Origin of the sequence: Shimia sediminis, from assembly GCF_003990645.1 — a bacterium.
Lineage (GTDB): Bacteria > Pseudomonadota > Alphaproteobacteria > Rhodobacterales > Rhodobacteraceae > Shimia > Shimia sediminis.
Window position 1 is genome coordinate 157,237 of the sequence record NZ_RYZK01000002.1, and the last position, 17,962, is coordinate 175,198.

Here is a 17,962-nt window from a genome sequence, read left to right on the forward strand (position 1 = left end):
TTCCGGGTCCAACGACCCAACCAGATCAAGGCACCGCCTCCTCCCTAGGTGTCTTGTGAAAAAGCGGCAGCTCCGTCCTCCTCCCTAGGAGCTGCCGCCTTAGAATTCCGGGCCTGAACAGGTCCAACCAGATCAGGACGTTCCTTCCTCCTCCCTGTGGACGTCTTGTTAAAAGCAGCGGCTCCGTTCTCCTCCCTTAGGAGCCGCTGCTCAAAAATTCGGGGCTCCGGCCCCAACAGACAGCAAGACGTTCTCTCCTCCTCCCTGGACGTCTTGCCGCAAAGAACGGCGGTGCCTCTCCTCCCTTGGCGCCGCCGTTTTTTTTTGGACAAGCGATTTCGATGCGTTACCTTCGTCAGCAATTGAAAAAGGATGCATTGATGAAAAACCTGTTCCCCCTGATCCTGGCTCTTTGCGGAGTTGTCTCATCCGCCTCCCACGCCCTGGAATTCACGTCGCGCGAAGATTTTCTGCCACGCCTTCAAGAGCTTGTGTTTGTTTACCCACCTGCGGACCCGGTTCACTACGACGCCCTGTCTCACAGGCCCGTGCCCGAAATCGGCCCTCCGGCCTCGGACCGGCCAGAGGTCATTCACCTGTCAGGGCAGATCAACAAGGGCGACGCCGACAGGTTCATCGCCTTCATGGAAGCCAACTGGTTCTATGGGCAAAAATTCATCCTCGACAGCCCAGGCGGTAATTTTCTCGAAGCGCTCAAGATCGGGGCCTGGCTGGTCAACCAACAGGACCCCGCCGCCAGCGATCCTCCGGTTTTCGATTTCTACGTACTGGAAGGAGATAAATGCCTTTCGGCCTGCGCACTGATCCTTGCCATGGGCGGAGGCGTCGGCAATGCCATGATCGAACAGGGCGCGACGGTCGGCTTTCACATGGGAATCCTGCCGGACGAGCAGGCAGAAAGCACCGCCAAGGTCCGCGATGTCATGAACCTGACCTATGACATCGTGCTGGAATACACCCGCCTGATCGAAGATGGCTGGCAATCGCCTTTGTTGCTGCGCGAATCGCTGCGGCATCGTACCTCTGACAGCTTTTTCTACCTGCGCGGCGGCATGCGCAGCTGGCAAATGGGGTTTGACCCCGTGGCCAGACCAAACGCCAGCCCAACGGTCAACCTCGTCGGGCTGGATCACGGCACGGCAATTCGCGTGTGCAGCGCGCTGCTATTCGCGTCCCGCGACCGTCTCTCGGAAAGTGCCGGTTTCATGGTGGACTCATACGGAGATCGCGTCCCCCAAATGCCGGATGCCGCAGTCAGACTGAAAGACATCTTTGACGGTCTGGGCAGCGACCACATCACGCTGGCCTTTCCATTTGAGTCGTTCTACGTCGGTCAATGCAGCCTGAGCCGGTCAAGAAACGGCGATGTCTCCGTGGGCCTGATCGATCCCGAGCTTGGCGGCAGTTATTCTCCAAAGCCCGAGTGTCTCAACAGCAAACAAATGCTCGGGTGGTGTGCGACCCGCGAACCGGCGCCCACCCATGCACTGACCGTGCCATTGCTGGCGGACTCATTGGGATGCAGTGGCGGCACATTGCTGCGCACGGTTCCCGAGGATACCTACAACTGGCAGCCGAACTGGCTCGTGCGCTCCGAGGGCCGCCGCGGCACCGCAAAACGCGAGGTCAATATTCGCGCGGTTCCGGGATTGGGCACCTCGCCCATCGGCACGCTTGCCAAAGGGGCCTCTGCCGAGATCACCAATTGCGCACTGACCGGCGACAAGCAGGGGGTGTTCTTCCAGATCAAGTCGGGCAGCACCCAAGGCTGGGTCAGCGCCCGCTTTTTGATCGAAGAGGGGCTCTTTGCGGTCCCGGTGACGAATTAACCGCGTCTTAACCACGATTTTCGCCTCATTTGGCTGTTTCTCCATGTTGTACAACATGGAGAAACGGCGCCAAAAAAGATGTACAACATGGTCAGTTTGACGATTTCATCACGTCAAAAGGGGATATCGTCCGGCAGCGTGACATAGCTCGCCACCACGTTCTTGGTGCCCGCTTTGTCGAAATTCACCATCAGCTTGTCACCCTCAATCGCAGCAATCTCGCCGTATCCGAACTTCTGGTGGAACACGCGGTCGCCAACGGTGAAACTCGAAATCGCCGTGACATCAATCGCGCTCTGGCGGCTCTCTTTTGGCTGTGACAACCCATGCTGCCCGGCGCGGGATTGCATGCGTTTCCAGCCCGGAGAGTTGTAGGTATTGGCCTTGGCCACACGCTCGTCAAGCCCCGGTTGCCCAACGCTTGCCGCCGCCCCAAAACCACCGCCATACAGGCCCGGAGGGGTCAGAACATCAACATGTTCCTCGGGCAGTTCATCAATGAAACGCGAGGGCATTTGCGATTGCCATTGGCCATAAACACGACGGTTTCCGGCGAATGATATGGTGCACAGCTCCTCGGCCCGCGTGATGCCGACATAGGCCAGCCGCCGTTCCTCTTCGAGCCCCTTGAGACCGCTTTCATCCATGCTGCGCTGGGACGGGAACAGCCCATCCTCCCACCCCGGCAGGAACACGGCCGGGAACTCCAGCCCCTTGGCCCCGTGCAGGGTCATGATGGTGACCTTTTGCTCACCTTCCTCGGATTCATTGTCCATGATCAGGCTGACATGTTCAAGGAACCCTTGCAGATTCTCGAAAGATTCCAAGGCCTTGACCAGTTCCTTGAGGTTTTCCAACCGCCCCGGTGCCTCGGGGGTCTTGTCGTTCTGCCACATGGTCGTATAGCCCGACTCGTCCAGAATGATCTCGGCCAGTTCGATGTGGCTGACCTCTGGTGCACCTTCCATCAGCTGGGGTGTGGCCGCCTCGAGCACATCATCCTCCGAGGCCACCTCGACCAGGTGCGTGGTCAGTTTCGACCGCCAGCGCGCGATGCTGTCGACCAGCAATTGCAGCTCTTTCGCACCCTTGCCACCGATCCCTTTGTCCTCAAGCAGAATGCGCGCGCCTTCCACCAGCGACACGCCGTTATTGCGCGCGCAGGTTTGTATTTTCTGCTGCGCCACATTGCCAAGACCCCGCTTGGGCGTATTCACAATGCGTTCAAAGGCAAGGTCATCATCCGGGCTGACCACCACACGGAAATAGGCCATCGCATCACGGATTTCCAACCGCTCGTAGAACCGTGGCCCGCCGATCACCCGGTACGGCAGACCGATGGTCAGAAAGCGATCCTCAAACGCGCGCATCTGGTGGCTGGCACGCACGAGAATCGCCATATCATCCAGCGACATCGGCGCGTTGCCCCGCGTCCCCTGCTGCATCGCCTCGATCTCTTCACCGATCCAACGCGCCTCTTCCTCGCCGTCCCAATGGCCGATCAGACGTACCTTTTCGCCCCCCTCAGCCTCGGTCCACAGCTCCTTGCCCAGCCGGTCTTCGTTGCCCCGAATAACGTTCGAAGCGGCCGCCAGAATATGCGGAGTCGAGCGATAGTTCTGCTCTAACCGGACAACGAATGCACCGGGAAAATCCTTTTCAAACCGTAGGATATTGCCCACCTCGGCCCCGCGCCAGCCATAGATCGACTGGTCGTCATCGCCCACGCAACAGATGTTCTGATGCCCCTGTGCCAGCAGTCGCAACCACAGGTACTGCGCGACGTTGGTATCCTGATACTCGTCGACAAGGATGTAGCGAAACCAGCGTTGGTATTGCTCCAGAATATCGGGATTGTTCTGAAAGATGGTGACCACGTGCAGCAACAGATCACCAAAATCCACAGCGTTCAGTTCCAGCAGGCGTTTCTGGTACTGCTCATAAAGCTCGCCGCCGCGATGGTTAAACGCGCCCGCGTCCGCAGCGGGCAATTTGTCCGGTGTCAGTGCCTTGTTCTTCCAACCGTCGATCAGGCTGGCCAACAGCCGAGCGGGCCAGCGTTTATCGTCGATATTGTTGGCCTGGATCAGCTGTTTCAACAGGCGGTTCTGGTCGTCAGTATCAAGAATGGTAAAGTTCGATTTGAGACCGACCAGTTCGGCGTGACGGCGCAGCAATTTCACACAGATCGCGTGGAAGGTGCCTAGCCATGGCACCCCTTCGATCGAGCCCCCCAGCATGCGACCAACCCGGTCTTTCATCTCGCGCGCGGCCTTGTTGGTAAAGGTCACGGCGAGGATTTCATTGGGTCTCGCGCGCTGGGTGTTCAGCAAATGCACAATGCGCGCCGTCAGCGCCTTGGTCTTGCCGGTGCCAGCCCCAGCCAGCATCAGGACAGGGCCATCCAGCCGCTCAACCGCCTCGCGCTGTGCCGGGTTCAACTCATTCAAATAGGGCGAAGGCCGCGCAGCCATGGCGCGGGCCGACAGTGAGGCCGATTCAAAGGCGTCGGATTCATCGAAACTGCTCATGGGGCGCAATGTAGCGCGCCGATTTCGGGATGGGAAGTTCTCATTATGTTCCATACATGTTGTTTTGCTGGACAAACGCCATGATCCGTCGAACATGTGGCCCATGGATTTGCACACCAGATACCCCGCGCTTTCGGATTTACGACACAAGGCCAAACGGCGGATTCCGCATTTCGTGTGGGAATTTCTCGCCAGTGGCACAGGCGATGAGCGCACGCTGGCACGCAATCGCGCCGCGCTGGACGAGGTGTTGTTCCGACCTGCGATCCTGCACGGAGAGTTTGAGCCGCAGCTGGCAACACGGTTTCTGGGGCAGGACTATGCCCTGCCCCTGGGCATTGCGCCGGTGGGCATGTCGGGGTTGATCTGGCCTGACGCGGAACGGCTGTTGGCGCAGGCCGCGAAGCGACAGGGGATCCCCTATACCCTGTCCACCGTGGCGAGCCAGACGCCTGAAGATCTGGCGCCGCACATCGGGGACAATGCGTGGTTCCAACTCTACCCTCCTCGCGACAAAGCTATTCGCCAGGACATTCTGAAACGGGCACAGGCGGCGGGGTTTTCGACACTGGTTCTGACGGTAGATATTCCGGTGGCCAGCCGCCGCGAACGGCAGGTGCGCTCGGGCCTGACCACGCCGCCGCGCCTGACGCCGCGGATCTTGTCCCAGGTGGCGATGCGGCCCCGATGGGCGTTGGGCATGGCGCGGATGGGTATGCCCCGCATGCGATTGATTGACGACTATGCGGATAAGGTCACGGGGCTGAGCACCAACGCCCATGCAGGGTATCAGCTCCGGACCGCGCCGGATTGGGATTACCTGCAATGGCTGCGCGACCACTGGCAGGGGCCGCTGATCGTCAAAGGGGTCATGCGGGCGGAAGACGCAACAAGGCTCGAAACGGCGGGGGTTGACGCGATTTGGGTGTCAAACCATGCCGGGCGACAGTTTGACGCCGCACCCGCGCCGATCGAAGTGCTGGCGGACATCCGGGCAGCCACGTCTCTGCCCCTGATCATGGATAGTGGCGTCGAGACCGGCCTCGACATTCTGCGGGCGCTGTCACAGGGGGCTGATCTTGTGATGATGGGCCGCGGATTTCACTATGCACTGGCCGCGCTTGGGGCGGCGGGGCCGGACCATCTGATCGACCTTCTGACCAAGGATATGGCAGCCAATATGGGACAGATCGGCGCCGCGGGTTTCAATGACCTAAAGGGCGCACTGGTCGACAGGTAGGTCGGACAAATTTGTCCGACCTACGGCTGTTTGGTGAGGTCCCTGGGCATCGTGTCATAGGCCTCTTGCGCGCTGACCGTGGGCAGGCCGGAGGGAATCCACCCTTTGCCACGCGGCCCGCCCGCCATGCCTGCGGTCACGTCCAGCACGCCGTTGATCTTATTCTCGGCCAGCACATTCATCAGATACCCGGTGCGGTTGCCAGTCCGGCAGATGATGGCAACCTGATGGTCCGGGTTGCGCTGAAGCACTGCCATCAGGCGCGGGCCAAACTCCTTATGGGTCATGTCCAGCGGCCAGGCGCCCTTGGCCACACCGGTTTCCTGCCATTCTTCGGGGCGGCGCACATCAATCAGGATCAGCTTGTTTCCCTCGATCCCTGCAAGAGCCTGTTCCGGGGTCAAAGTGGTCTCAGCACGGGCAGTGGTGGCCACTGCAAGTGCGACCAGGGAAAGTGCAAAGGTACGACGAGTCAGCATGAGACATATTCCAAATGAGAAATGTTACTTCCTGTCTGCCATGGACGGATTCGGCGTGCAACCTGTCGCTCTACACGATGTCGTGCGGGCGATTCCTGCGTATTGGTCCGAAAACGGAACAGAATCCTACAGAAATGTAACAGAATCCGTAATCATTGGTATTGCGCTGCACTGCGGCATGCCCTTAGGGTTCGCGCACTGAAACCGGACAGACGCCAAAAAGGGGAGCCTGCCCATGCCTGAGTTCAAGAAAATCCTGATTGCCAACCGTGGCGAGATTGCGATCCGTGTGATGCGCGCCGCCAATGAAATGGGCAAACGCACTGTTGCGGTCTTTGCGGAAGAGGACAAGCTGTCGTTGCACCGCTTCAAAGCGGATGAGGCCTATCGCATTGGCGAGGGGCTTGGGCCGGTTGCGGCGTACCTGAGCATTGATGAGATCATTCGGGTCGCCAAAGAATGCGGCGCGGATGCGATCCACCCCGGATATGGCCTCTTGTCCGAGAACCCGGATTTTGTCGACGCCTGTGCGAACAACGGCATCACCTTTATCGGCCCCAAGGCCGCCACCATGCGCGCGTTGGGCGACAAGGCCTCGGCCCGCAAGGTTGCGATCGAGGCGGGCGTGCCCGTGATCCCCGCCACCGAAGTGCTGGGCGACGACATGGACGCCATCCGCAAGGAAGCGGCCGAGGTTGGTTATCCCCTGATGCTGAAAGCCTCGTGGGGCGGCGGCGGACGTGGCATGCGCCCGATCCTTTCCGAAGACGAAGTTGAAGAGAAAGTGCTTGAGGGCCGCCGTGAGGCAGAAGCCGCCTTTGGCAATGGCGAAGGCTACTTGGAAAAGATGATCACCCGTGCACGCCACGTCGAAGTGCAGATCCTCGGTGACCAGCAGGGCAACATCTATCACCTCTACGAGCGTGACTGTTCCGTCCAGCGCCGTAACCAAAAGGTCGTGGAACGCGCGCCTGCCCCCTATCTCTCAGAAGCACAGCGCGAAGAGATCTGCGAGCTGGGCCGCAAAATCTGCGCCCATGTGAACTATGAATGCGCCGGCACGGTCGAATTCCTGATGGATATGGAAACCGGCAAATTCTACTTTATCGAGGTGAACCCACGGGTTCAGGTGGAACACACCGTGACTGAGGAAGTCACCGGCATCGACATCGTGCAGGCGCAAATCCTGATTGCCGAGGGCAAGTCGATAGCCGAAGCCACCGGCAAAGCCAGCCAGTATGACATTCGCCTGAACGGTCACGCGTTGCAAACCCGGATCACCACCGAAGATCCGCAGAACAACTTTATCCCCGACTATGGCCGCATCACGGCCTATCGTTCGGCCACCGGCATGGGCATCCGTCTGGACGGCGGCACGGCCTATGCGGGCGGGGTAATCACCCGCTATTATGACTCGCTGCTGACCAAGGTCACCGCCTGGGCCCAGACCCCGGAAAAGGCCATTGCCCGCATGGACCGCGCATTGCGCGAATTCCGTATTCGCGGCGTCAGCACCAATATCGCCTTTGTCGAGAACCTCTTGAAGCACGAGGTTTTCCTGCGCAACCAGTACACCACCAAGTTCATCGACGAGACGCCGGAATTGTTCCAGTTCTCCAAGCGCCGTGACCGGGGCACCAAGGTGCTGACCTATATCGCGGACATCTCGGTGAACGGACATCCCGAGACCACGGATCGTCCGGAGCCTGCCGCTGATCTCAAGGCCCCAAAAGCACCCGCCAACCGGGCCGAGCCCGCCTATGGCACCCGCAACCTGTTGGAAGACAAGGGCGCGCAGGCTGTGGCGGACTGGATGAAGGATCAGCCACAACTGCTGCTCACAGACACCACGATGCGCGACGGGCACCAGTCGCTGCTGGCCACGCGGATGCGCTCGATTGACATGATCAAGGTGGCGCCAGCCTATGCCGCCAACCTGCCGCAGTTGTTCTCGGTAGAATGCTGGGGTGGGGCGACCTTTGATGTCGCCTACCGCTTCCTGCAGGAATGCCCGTGGCAGCGCCTGCGCGACCTGCGTGCCGCGATGCCCAACGTGATGACCCAGATGTTGCTGCGCGCCAGCAATGGCGTCGGCTACACAAACTATCCTGACAACGTGGTGCAGGAGTTTGTCCGGCAGGCAGCCGAGACCGGCGTTGATGTGTTCCGCGTGTTTGACTCGCTGAACTGGGTTGAGAACATGCGTGTCGCGATGGATGCAGTGGTCGAAAGCGGCAAGGTCTGCGAAGGCACGATCTGCTACACCGGCGATCTCTTGGACCCCGCGCGCGCCAAGTATGACCTGAACTACTATGTCGGCATGGCCAAAGAGCTTGAGGCCGCAGGCGCGCATGTGCTGGGTCTGAAGGACATGGCGGGCCTGTTGAAACCGGCCTCCGCCCGCATTCTCGTCAAGGCGCTAAAGGAAGAGGTCGGCCTGCCGATCCACTTCCACACCCATGACACCAGTGGCATTGCAGGCGCGACCATTCTGGCCGCCGCGGATGCGGGTGTCGATGCTGTGGACGCAGCAATGGACGCCTTCAGTGGCGGCACATCGCAGGCCTGCCTTGGCTCAGTGGTCGAAGCCCTGCGCCACACCGAGCGCGATACAGGTCTGGACATCAAGGCCATTCGTGATGTCAGCGAATACTGGGAAGGCGTGCGCGCACAATATGCGGCGTTCGAAAGCGGTCTCGCAGCCCCAGCGTCCGAGGTCTACCTGCACGAGATGCCCGGCGGTCAGTTCACCAATCTCAAGGCACAGGCCCGCAGCCTGGGTCTGGAGGAAAAGTGGCACGATGTGGCGCAGACCTATGCCGACGTGAACCAGATGTTTGGCGATATCGTCAAGGTCACGCCCTCGTCCAAGGTTGTGGGCGACATGGCGCTGATGATGGTCAGCCAGGGTCTGACCCGCGATCAGGTTGAGGACAAGGACACCGACGTGGCCTTCCCCGACAGCGTTGTCGACATGATGCGCGGCAATCTCGGCCAGCCTCCGGGTGGTTTCCCGGAGGGTATCGTCAAGAAGGTGCTGAAGGGCGACAAGCCCAACACCGAGCGCCCCGGCAAACATCTGGAGCCGGTCGATCTTGAGGCCGCACGAGCCGAGTTGATTGCAGAGCTGGAAGGCTACAAGGTCGATAACGAGGACCTCAATGGCTACCTGATGTATCCCAAGGTGTTCCTCGATTACATGGGCCGTCACCGTCTATACGGCCCGGTTCGGGCACTGCCGACACGCACCTTCTTTTACGGCATGGAGCCGGGTGAAGAGATCACCGCCGAAATCGATCCCGGCAAGACGCTGGAAATCCGCCTGCAGGCCATTGGGGAAACTGACGAGAACGGCGAGGTCAAAGTATTCTTTGAACTGAACGGCCAGCCGCGCGTCATCCGCGTACCGAACCGTCTGGTGAAATCCTCGACCGCGCAACGGCCCAAGGCCGAAGCGGGCAACGCCAACCACATCGGCGCGCCGATGCCTGGTGTCGTTGCTTCGGTCGCGGTCACCGCAGGCCAGACGGTGAAAGAGGGCGATCTCTTGCTCACCATCGAAGCCATGAAGATGGAGACCGGCATCCACGCCGAACGCGATGCTGTCGTGAAAACGGTCCACGCCCACCCCGGCGGACAGATCGACGCCAAGGACCTGTTGGTCGAACTGGAGTAAACCAAACAAAGCCCCGCCAAACTGGCGGGGCTTTTTGTTGACGACCGGTTCGACACATCAGGCACTCCGATCAATATTGCTTTCCCACTCTCATGGGAGCGCATAATCGCACAATGTCTCCAGCGAAAAAACAGCCAGAGGCTCAAATACCCTCTCAATTTTCCAGTAGCTCAAGAGCAACATTTAGAACCGCATTGTCAGGCATCCCCTTTGGGCCTTTGCCCCAGAGACAACCACCACATTTTTTACAAAAGCCTTGTAGGGAACCATCGCCTCACAAAGATGGGTTTAGACGCAATCTAGCCCAACTAACCCATCTCATGCGCGCTGTTCCTACCACTCGCAACCATGCTGCCACGGATGCGAGTGGCCAGTTTCACAACCAAATCCCGTACCGCTCTTGCAGATACCGAGCTGCCCGGGCATTGGCCTTGTCCCGACCCTGCCTGCCGCCTTCCATATCGGTGAGGGCAGCTTGATTGAAGTGGGCGTGAGACGTGGACTCGCGTCGCCGTGGAATCATCCAGACCGGATGCCCGTTCTTCATCGCAATGCCCGAGAGCCAGATGTCATCGACTGACCAGGCCTCTTCGGGGATGTCGAACACGTCGTCATCAAAAAAACCTGGCCGCACCAACACGCCGCCGAACCCCATGAAATTGTCCATGTAGCCCGCTTTCAGGCAACGGCGGCGCCCGACAAACCGGTGGGGCCACCCCAAGGCCTTGCGCCCGAAGGCCTCGACCATCACACGCAGGTTCTGCTCCATGTCAAACGCCCGCCATAGTCGCCATGCACGGGGGCGTAATAGGTTTTGACGCGCCTTCAGCTGGGGATCTTTGACCGACCCGGCACATAGCGTGATGCAGGCGTCGGGCTGTCGCGCGCGTTGTTTGAAAAACGCCACGGCCCAGTCGCGCGGATAATCCATGTCATCGTCGCAAAACAGGATTTCCTGATCGGCACCAAAGTCGCGCAACGCCGGCAAAAGCTTGGTCGCGGGGCCATAATCTTCGTCCACCCGACGGATTTCCACGCCCTCTGGCACCTGTGGCAAGCTGCCGTCCCAATCAGGAAACCGGTGGTAGGTTTTGGGAAGGTATACAATGATCTGCCGGGCGGGCACCGTCTGGCGCAAAAGCGTCTCTAACGTCAGTGCCAGCCGGGAAAAGCGCGGCGGAATGGAAGAGAGGGTGATCACATAGTCCGGCATCTTAGCTCCAGATCCCGTATGTCTTTTGAAAGTGACGCAGCGTGTCGATATTGGATTGGTCCCGACGCACCCCGCCAAATTCTGACCGATAAAGCGCGGTGTGGTTGTCGTGATCGTCCGTCGAGATCGGCATCAGGGTAGGTTGAAACAGCCCTCCAACGACCCAAGGCGGATGACCCAGCCGCGTGGCATGGCCCGAAAGCCAAACATCATCCACAGGCCGCGCAAAGGCGGGGATGTCAAAAACCTCGGGCGGGAAAAAGTCAGGACGCACAAGAACGCCCATCCAACCCTCGAACCCGTCGGAATACCCTGCACGCAGCACCCGTTTGCGCAAGGGTTCAGGCCAGGCACGGCGCGTGACGACCTGCAAGGCAAGCGTGACCAAGAGCCGAACCAGGTACCAGGGATTGCGGTACTTGGGGAAATGGATCATGCGCGGATGATGAGTAAAATCGCGTGTAGCAACCCCTTCGGGGGGGACGTAATCCATCATGCCGCTGGCCGCGATACAGGCGTCGGGATGTTGACGACGCCCCTCGAGCAATGCCTCGGCCAGATAGGGTTGATAGATCTGGTCGTCGTCGCAAAACAGGATGTCGAGGTCTTCACCTGCGAAATCCTTCAGCGCTGGCAAAATCTTTGTCGCGGGGCCAAAATCTTCGTCCACCAGGCGAATTTCAACACCCTCGGGCACCTCGGGTAGCGTTCCGTCCCAGTCGGGAAATCGCGTGTACTGGCGGCTGAGATACAGGATCACGCGTTCGGGGGCCACGGATTGCGCCAAAAGACTTTGCAGCGTGCGGGGCAGGCCCGGAAAACGCGGCGGGATCGAGGAAAGACTGACGATGTACCGGCTCAACGTCCAGCCTCCGGAGCACGTGATGTTGCGCCGGTTCTAGCACGCGGCAAAGGCCCAGAAAACCCTGTCAAACGCGGCCGTGCAGTTTGGCAAAGCTCTTGCACTTTATGCCCTTCGGACAGCCGAAGGCCACCGGTTGGGTCTGCGTCGGGACATCGTGCTAGATGCCCTTGGGGCACTCAGGAAACACCATGTGGGCACCGCTGCTTCTGGGATTGCTGGCATAGGAGTCTTGGGCCGATCCTGCACGAAAATCCCGGCACCGCGACCGGACGGATGGCTTACACCAACGGGGTGGCGGATTAGCGTTGGTAAAGGGCGTTCGCACACACCCATTCACCGCCTATCACTTGGTCGGCGTGCGCCTCGGCAACCAAGCCAAGCATAATCGCGCCCAACAGGGCAACTATGCGGAAATTTTCACAACAACGCATGAGACTCCTCCCAAACTCTCTCAATCCTCTCATCGGGTCACAGGGTCACCGTGACCGACCGATGCCCATGATCGCCAAAATCCAGCATGGCGGTAAAGCGACCGGGAACCTCTCCCTGAAAGACCAATGTGATCTTCAGCTCACCGGTGCCAAAGCCTGCAACCTCGAACGGCTGTGGCAGAACCACCGGATCGGCCCCTTTTGCCGTTATGGAAAGCAGCGCGGTGGGCGTGCTGGCCGTATTGACGAGGGTGAGCACGAGTTTCACCGCGCCGTCCTTGACGCGCCCAACACGGACCTCGGCCGACATGCGGGTTGGCCCGTGGCCGCTATGCGCCCACGTCAATGTGGGGGCCGTGATGAAACCAACCAGAAGAGCACGGCGTGAAAGTGATGTGAGGCAATGTGTTTTCATAACAACCTATACGTCCCGAATACGATTTTCTGTCGCGACATAATCAGATTTTTTTGCCGCGCGCCCCATTTTCCTCTTGCGGCTTTGCGCGACTCTTTATATCTCACGCCTCACTCAATGATGCGGGCGTAGCTCAGGGGTAGAGCATAACCTTGCCAAGGTTAGGGTCGGGCGTTCGAATCGCCTCGCCCGCTCCATTGAAGACATAGCTTTCTGCAAGCGGGCGTAGCTCAGGGGTAGAGCATAACCTTGCCAAGGTTAGGGTCGGGCGTTCGAATCGCCTCGCCCGCTCCAGAAAGCCAACCGAAAAGGCGCAGGGATTTCCCCGCGCCTTTCGTCTTTTTCAGGCCATCGATTTATCCAGCCAGCTTCCGTGCCATCGCATTCTGTTTGCCGATCACCTTTGGCAGATCTACGGTTGTGACATGCCCATCCCGCACGGTTTGACGACCATTGATGAACAGGTCGCGCACCTGCACAGGCCCCGCCAGCAACAGGGCCGCCGGATCCCAGCTGCCCGCGCTTTCCAAACTGCTCACATCCCACAGCGCCAGATCGGCCCGCTTGCCCACGGCAATTTGCCCGCAATCGTCGCGCCCAAGCACTTCTGCGCCGCCCCTGGTGGCAATCTCAAGTGCCTCGCGCGCGCTCATGGCATCGGCACCACGGCTGACGCGTTGCAGCAGCATTGATTGCCGTGCCTCGAGCACAAGGTTCCCTGCATCGTTGCTGGCCGAGCCATCCACGCCCAGCCCCACTTTGACGCCCGCATCCCGCATGTCACGCACCGGTGCAATGCCGCTGCCAAGTCGACAGTTTGAACAGGGACAATGGGCAACGCCCGTGCGAGACCGCGCAAACAGGTCGATCTCTTCACCGTCCAGCTTGACGCAATGGGCGTGCCAGACGTCCTCCCCGGTCCAGCCGAGGTCTTCGGCATATTGCCCCGGACGGCAGCCGAATTTCTCAAGGCTATAGGCGATGTCCTCGTCATTTTCCGCCAGGTGGGTGTGCAGCATCACGCCCTTGTCCCGCGCCAGAATGGCGGCATCGCGCATCAACTCGCGACTGACCGAGAACGGCGAACAGGGGGCCACCCCCACCCGGCACATGGACCCTTCGCTGGCGTCATGGAAGCGGTCGATCAACCGGATGGCGTCATTCAGGATATCTTCTTCGCGCTCTACCAAACTGTCCGGCGGCAGCCCCCCGTCGCTTTCGCCGATACTCATGGCACCGCGCGTGGGGTGAAATCGCATGCCAATCTCGGCGGCGGCATGGATCGTGTCGTCCAGCGTCGACCCATTGGGAAAAAGGTACAGGTGATCCGACGTCAGCGTGCACCCTGACATCATCAATTCGGCCAACCCGACCTGCGCCGAGGTGAACATCTCTTCCGGCCCAAAGCGCGACCAGATTGGATAGAGCGTCTGCAACCAGCCGAACAGCAAGGCATCCTGCCCACCGGGAACCGCACGGGTCAGGGTTTGGTATAGGTGGTGATGCGTGTTCACCAATCCCGGAGTTACGACGCAACCGGCGGCATTCACCACCTCTCCGTCGCTTGTCAGCCCCTGGCCAATCTCGGCGATGACACCCTCTTTCAACCGGATATCCGCCCCGGCCAACTCTCGGCGCGTGTCGTCCATGGTCAAAACATGGCTGGCGTTCTTGATAAGTATTTCCGACATGCAGTCGTCCTTTCACACTTCATGTGGCCCGATTCGGTTGAAGTGTGAAATGCGCCGACAGAAAGCGGGCAAAGGACTCGACGCGCTGATGAGTTTATCCGCAGCCCGCCAACGGATCAATACCGGCGCAAAATTTCCAATGCAGCGGCGTGTACTTCGGCATTTGCCGCGGCAATCACACGCCCGCCCTGATGGGCTGGCCCGCCCTGCCAGTCCGTGACAACCCCCCCTGCAGCCTGAACCACGGCCATCGGGCCCTGGATATCATAGGCATTCAGACCCGCCTCGACCACCAGTTCAACCTGTCCGGCGGCCACCAGCGCATAGGCGTAGCAATCCATGCCATAGCGGGTCAGCTTGGTTTGCCCCGCAACAGCCTCGAACCCGGCCCGCTCCTCGGGGGTGCCGACTTCGGGGAAAGTGGTAAAGATTGTGGCATCCTCGAGGGATGAGATAGGCGATGTCTTCAGCTGATACGTGCCATGCGGCCCCTGTACCTCTGCCACGCCAAAGCCGCCAAGAAAACGCTCTTGGATGAAAGGTTGGTCAACAATGCCAAAGATCGGACCCTTTGCATCAGACAGGGCAATCAGAACACCCCAGGTGGGCGTGCCACTGATAAAAGCGCGGGTGCCGTCGATCGGGTCAAGCACCCATGTCAGACCACTGGTACCGTCGGACTGACCGTACTCTTCGCCAAAGATGCCGTCCTTTGGACGATGCTCTGCCAGAACGGCGCGCATGGCGCGTTCGGCGGCCTTGTCGGCCTCGGTGACGGGATCAAACCCGTCCTCCAGTTTATTAGTGGCCGCCAGCCCGGCCTGGCGGAAATAGGGCAAGATCGCATCGCGCGCGGCATCAGCCATCGCGTGCGCCACGTTAATGATCTGCGTTGTGTCGGTCTTGTCCAAGTCGCGCTTCCTTTCCGCTGCGCCATGCCTCAGGGGCTAGCGCAGCGGATCGGTAAACTCAAGCGACGTCAGATAAAACCCGGGCCAATTCGAAAAGACGACGGCGCTGGTTCTCCGGGATCGAATAATACGAGCGCACAAGATCCAGCGCTTCTTTATCGCCCATGAGATCTGCGGGCACTTTGCCCGATGCCTCGGCTGCTTCTTCCGCTTCGATACCTTCGAAGAAGAAGCTGACCGGAACTTCCAGCGCATCAGCGATATCCCAAAGACGGGAGGCACTGACGCGGTTGGCACCGGTTTCATATTTCTGGATTTGCTGGAACTTGATTCCAACATGTTCCGCGAGTTGCTGTTGGGTCATCCCGGTCAGCCAACGCCGCTGCCGAATGCGCTTCCCTACATGCACGTCCACTGGGTGGGTCATTACACGACTCCTCAAAATCTGCCTGTCGGCTGCTGTTTGGCATGCACCGGCCTGACACGACCGCCACGTAACCACTTCCGTGTCGCCGCACATCCCTCACAGCGATACGACTACACTACCACTATTCCTTATCGGATCAAGGAAATACACACAAGGCACCGGATATGGCAGCGCGTTAACACTCAATCAAAAGGCGATTCAACGACGTAACGAAAACCCTGTAAGCCGCGAATTTCGCATTCTTTTTTGATATGGCCTGCTATGCAGTCAAACAAGGTCGAAACACAGGAGATTCTCATGCGCGCATTCCAGGTCACCTCTCATGACACCCCGGCTCAGGTCACGGACTTGCCGGTTCCCGCCCCCGAACAAGGAGAGATTCGCCTCGCTACCAAGGCATGCGGGCTGAATTTTGCAGATCTCCTGATGCAAAAGGGGACTTATCAGGAAACGCCTCCCCTGCCCTTTGTCTGCGGCATGGAGGTTGCGGGCGTGGTCGATGCGCTGGGTCCGGATACAGATGGTCCCGCCGTCGGCACGCGTGTGGCGGTTTTTGGCGGCCAGGGTGGGCTGGCTGAATATGGGTGTTTTGACGCGCGCCGCGCAGTGCCGATCCCCGATTCAATGTCCTTTGAAGAGGCCGCCGCCTTTCTGATTGCCTATGGCACAAGCCATGTGGCGCTGGACTACCGGGCGCGATTGCAACCAGGAGAAACCCTGTTGGTGCTGGGGGCGGCAGGCGGCGTTGGCCTGACTGCCGTCGAGATCGGCAAAGTCATGGGGGCCACCGTAATCGCCTGTGCACGAGATGCTGACAAGCTTGAGGTGGCAAAACAGGCCGGGGCCGACCATCTGATCGACGCCACGACGGCGGACATCCGCGCCGAGGTCAAGGCGCTCGGCGGTGCCGATGTGGTTTATGATCCGGTTGGCGGTGACCAGTTCAAGGCCGCGTTTCGCGCCTGCAACCCCGAGGCACGCCTGTTGCCGATCGGCTTTGCCAGCGGGGACGTGCCGCAAATTCCGGCCAACCACCTGCTGGTCAAGAACCTCACGGTCATGGGCCTGTACTGGGGCGGCTATCTTGCGTTCAAACCCGAGGTCATCACCAACAGCCTCAAGACCCTGTTTGACTGGCATGGCGAAGGGCGCATCACGCCGCATATCAGTCATTCCCTGCCTTTGGAACAAGCCGCCGAGGCGATGGAGCTGCTCCGCAGCCGCAAATCGACCGGCAAGGTAATCGTGACCATGCCCTGAGGCGGATCAACAGCCCACCGCGGAAATGCGGCGGCGCATCGCCCCCGAGCGCCCTTGCTGCATCGGCTCAAAGCCCTTGCGCAACAGACTGGCCAGGTGGGCGACCACCTCGCCCTTGCCCTCTTTTGCGCCGTACATGTTGATGTGCTGAATGCCCAGATCCGGCAACGCGCCGCCGTGCTCGATAACCTCGAGATAGGGCGGCTCAGTGCCCTCGATCATTGACATGACGCCAAGGTCGGCGCTGACAGTGGCCTCGACCGTGCGCTCCGATCCGGTTTCAACCGCCATCTCCCAATCGATGCCGGCCTCGTCCAGTGCGCGGATCGCGCCGCTGCGAAACAGGCAGTTCTTGCCCGAGGCAAACTGGAATGGTCGCCGCCGCCAGGTGGCTCCGCCCGGAGCCCCAATCCAGGCCAGGGGCAGCGTGATCAGCTCTTCTGCGCCGGGGCCCATCTCGGTTTCGGTGGTGAGAATCAGATCGCATTCGCCCTTTTCAAACTGGGTTCGCAGGGCGCGGGTGTAAGAGGACACCAGATGGACTTTGACACGGGGGTAAGCAGCCGCGAATTGCTGCATCGCGCGTGGAATCACCGGGTAGACAATGTCATGGGGCACCCCAAGCGTGACAGATCCTTCAAATTCTTCATGCGTGAGGCGCCGGATCACCTCGTCATTCAGAGACACCATGCGCCGGGCATAACCCAACAATTGCTCGCCCGCCGGTGTCAGGGCAATGCCCCGCCCGGAGCGATCCAAGAGATCAACGCCGATCAATTCCTCCAGTCTTTTTAACTGCATAGAGACGGCGGATTGGGTCAGGTGCAGGAAACCTGCTGCCTTGGTTACACCGCCCAGATCGGCCACAGCAACGAAGCTGCGCAGGGTCGTTACATCGAGGTTTCGCATTCATATCACCGTCGCTGATGGATTACTTCACAAACATTCGTTTTCCTTATTAGACCACTTCACC

13 protein-coding genes and 2 tRNA genes are annotated in these 17,962 nt (G+C 59.8%); 6 read left to right on the forward strand and 9 right to left on the reverse strand.

Annotation, left to right across the window (positions count from 1 at the left end; all coding sequences use genetic code 11):
* Positions 1-380: 380 nt before the first annotated feature.
* The gene (locus tag EK369_RS05295; RefSeq protein WP_127112660.1) at positions 381-1,850 is read left to right on the forward strand and encodes an SH3 domain-containing protein; all 1,470 of its coding nucleotides are present in this window, start codon (positions 381-383) and stop codon (positions 1,848-1,850) included.
* Between the two features lie 113 nt (positions 1,851-1,963).
* Here the strand turns inward: EK369_RS05295 and EK369_RS05300 are convergent, their stop codons facing one another.
* Positions 1,964-4,381, reverse strand: coding sequence for an ATP-dependent helicase (locus EK369_RS05300; RefSeq protein ID WP_127112661.1), 2,418 nt, complete (start codon positions 4,379-4,381; stop codon positions 1,964-1,966).
* A 94-nt stretch (positions 4,382-4,475) separates the two neighbouring features.
* Between EK369_RS05300 and EK369_RS05305 the strand changes: the two genes are divergently transcribed.
* Positions 4,476-5,621: an alpha-hydroxy acid oxidase gene (locus EK369_RS05305; protein ID WP_127113261.1), complete on the forward strand. Its 1,146-nt coding sequence runs from the start codon at positions 4,476-4,478 to the stop codon at positions 5,619-5,621.
* A gap of 20 nt (positions 5,622-5,641) precedes the next feature.
* On the opposite strand, the gene EK369_RS05310 is transcribed toward EK369_RS05305, so the two are convergent.
* On the reverse strand, positions 5,642-6,100 hold the full coding sequence (locus EK369_RS05310) for a rhodanese-like domain-containing protein (RefSeq protein WP_127112662.1): 459 nt from the start codon (positions 6,098-6,100) through the stop codon (positions 5,642-5,644).
* A gap of 235 nt (positions 6,101-6,335) precedes the next feature.
* Here EK369_RS05310 and EK369_RS05315 point away from each other — a divergent pair, with 235 nt between their 5' ends.
* Positions 6,336-9,776 carry a pyruvate carboxylase gene (locus EK369_RS05315; protein WP_127112663.1) on the forward strand — a complete coding sequence of 1,147 codons (3,441 nt, stop codon included), beginning with the start codon at positions 6,336-6,338 and terminating at the stop codon, positions 9,774-9,776.
* A 376-nt stretch (positions 9,777-10,152) separates the two neighbouring features.
* Here EK369_RS05315 and EK369_RS05320 read toward each other — a convergent pair whose 3' ends face one another.
* From EK369_RS05320 to EK369_RS05330, 3 genes are all read right to left on the reverse strand, one after another.
* A complete protein-coding gene (locus EK369_RS05320) occupies positions 10,153-10,989 on the reverse strand; it encodes a glycosyltransferase family A protein (RefSeq protein ID WP_127112664.1) in 837 nt (278 codons plus the stop codon).
* A gap of 1 nt (position 10,990) precedes the next feature.
* A complete protein-coding gene (locus EK369_RS05325) occupies positions 10,991-11,851 on the reverse strand; it encodes a glycosyltransferase family A protein (protein ID WP_127112665.1) in 861 nt (286 codons plus the stop codon).
* Positions 11,852-12,322: 471 nt separating this feature from the next.
* Positions 12,323-12,595 (reverse strand): hypothetical protein, encoded by a 273-nt coding sequence (locus EK369_RS05330; RefSeq protein WP_127112666.1) that lies wholly within the window; start codon positions 12,593-12,595, stop codon positions 12,323-12,325.
* Between the two features lie 227 nt (positions 12,596-12,822).
* Between EK369_RS05330 and EK369_RS05335 the strand changes: the two genes are divergently transcribed.
* Positions 12,823-12,897: transfer RNA gene (locus EK369_RS05335), tRNA-Gly, on the forward strand.
* 22 nt (positions 12,898-12,919) lie between these two features.
* Positions 12,920-12,994 (forward strand) — tRNA-Gly (locus tag EK369_RS05340).
* 62 nt (positions 12,995-13,056) lie between these two features.
* Here EK369_RS05340 and EK369_RS05345 read toward each other — a convergent pair.
* From EK369_RS05345 to EK369_RS05355, 3 genes are all read right to left on the reverse strand, one after another.
* A complete protein-coding gene (locus EK369_RS05345; protein ID WP_127112667.1) occupies positions 13,057-14,391 on the reverse strand; it encodes an 8-oxoguanine deaminase in 1,335 nt (444 codons plus the stop codon).
* Between the two features lie 116 nt (positions 14,392-14,507).
* Positions 14,508-15,302, reverse strand: a complete 795-nt coding sequence (hisN, locus tag EK369_RS05350; RefSeq protein ID WP_127112668.1) for a histidinol-phosphatase — start codon at positions 15,300-15,302, stop codon at positions 14,508-14,510.
* Positions 15,303-15,360: 58 nt separating this feature from the next.
* Entirely contained in the window at positions 15,361-15,729 is a 369-nt protein-coding gene (locus EK369_RS05355) for a helix-turn-helix domain-containing protein (RefSeq protein ID WP_127112669.1), read from the reverse strand.
* Between the two features lie 297 nt (positions 15,730-16,026).
* Between EK369_RS05355 and EK369_RS05360 the strand changes: the two genes are divergently transcribed.
* Positions 16,027-16,989: an NADPH:quinone oxidoreductase family protein gene (locus EK369_RS05360; protein WP_127112670.1), complete on the forward strand. Its 963-nt coding sequence runs from the start codon at positions 16,027-16,029 to the stop codon at positions 16,987-16,989.
* Positions 16,990-16,995: 6 nt separating this feature from the next.
* Here EK369_RS05360 and EK369_RS05365 read toward each other — a convergent pair whose 3' ends face one another.
* Positions 16,996-17,898: a LysR family transcriptional regulator gene (locus tag EK369_RS05365; RefSeq protein ID WP_127112671.1), complete on the reverse strand. Its 903-nt coding sequence runs from the start codon at positions 17,896-17,898 to the stop codon at positions 16,996-16,998.
* Between the last annotated feature and the right edge of the window lie 64 nt (positions 17,899-17,962).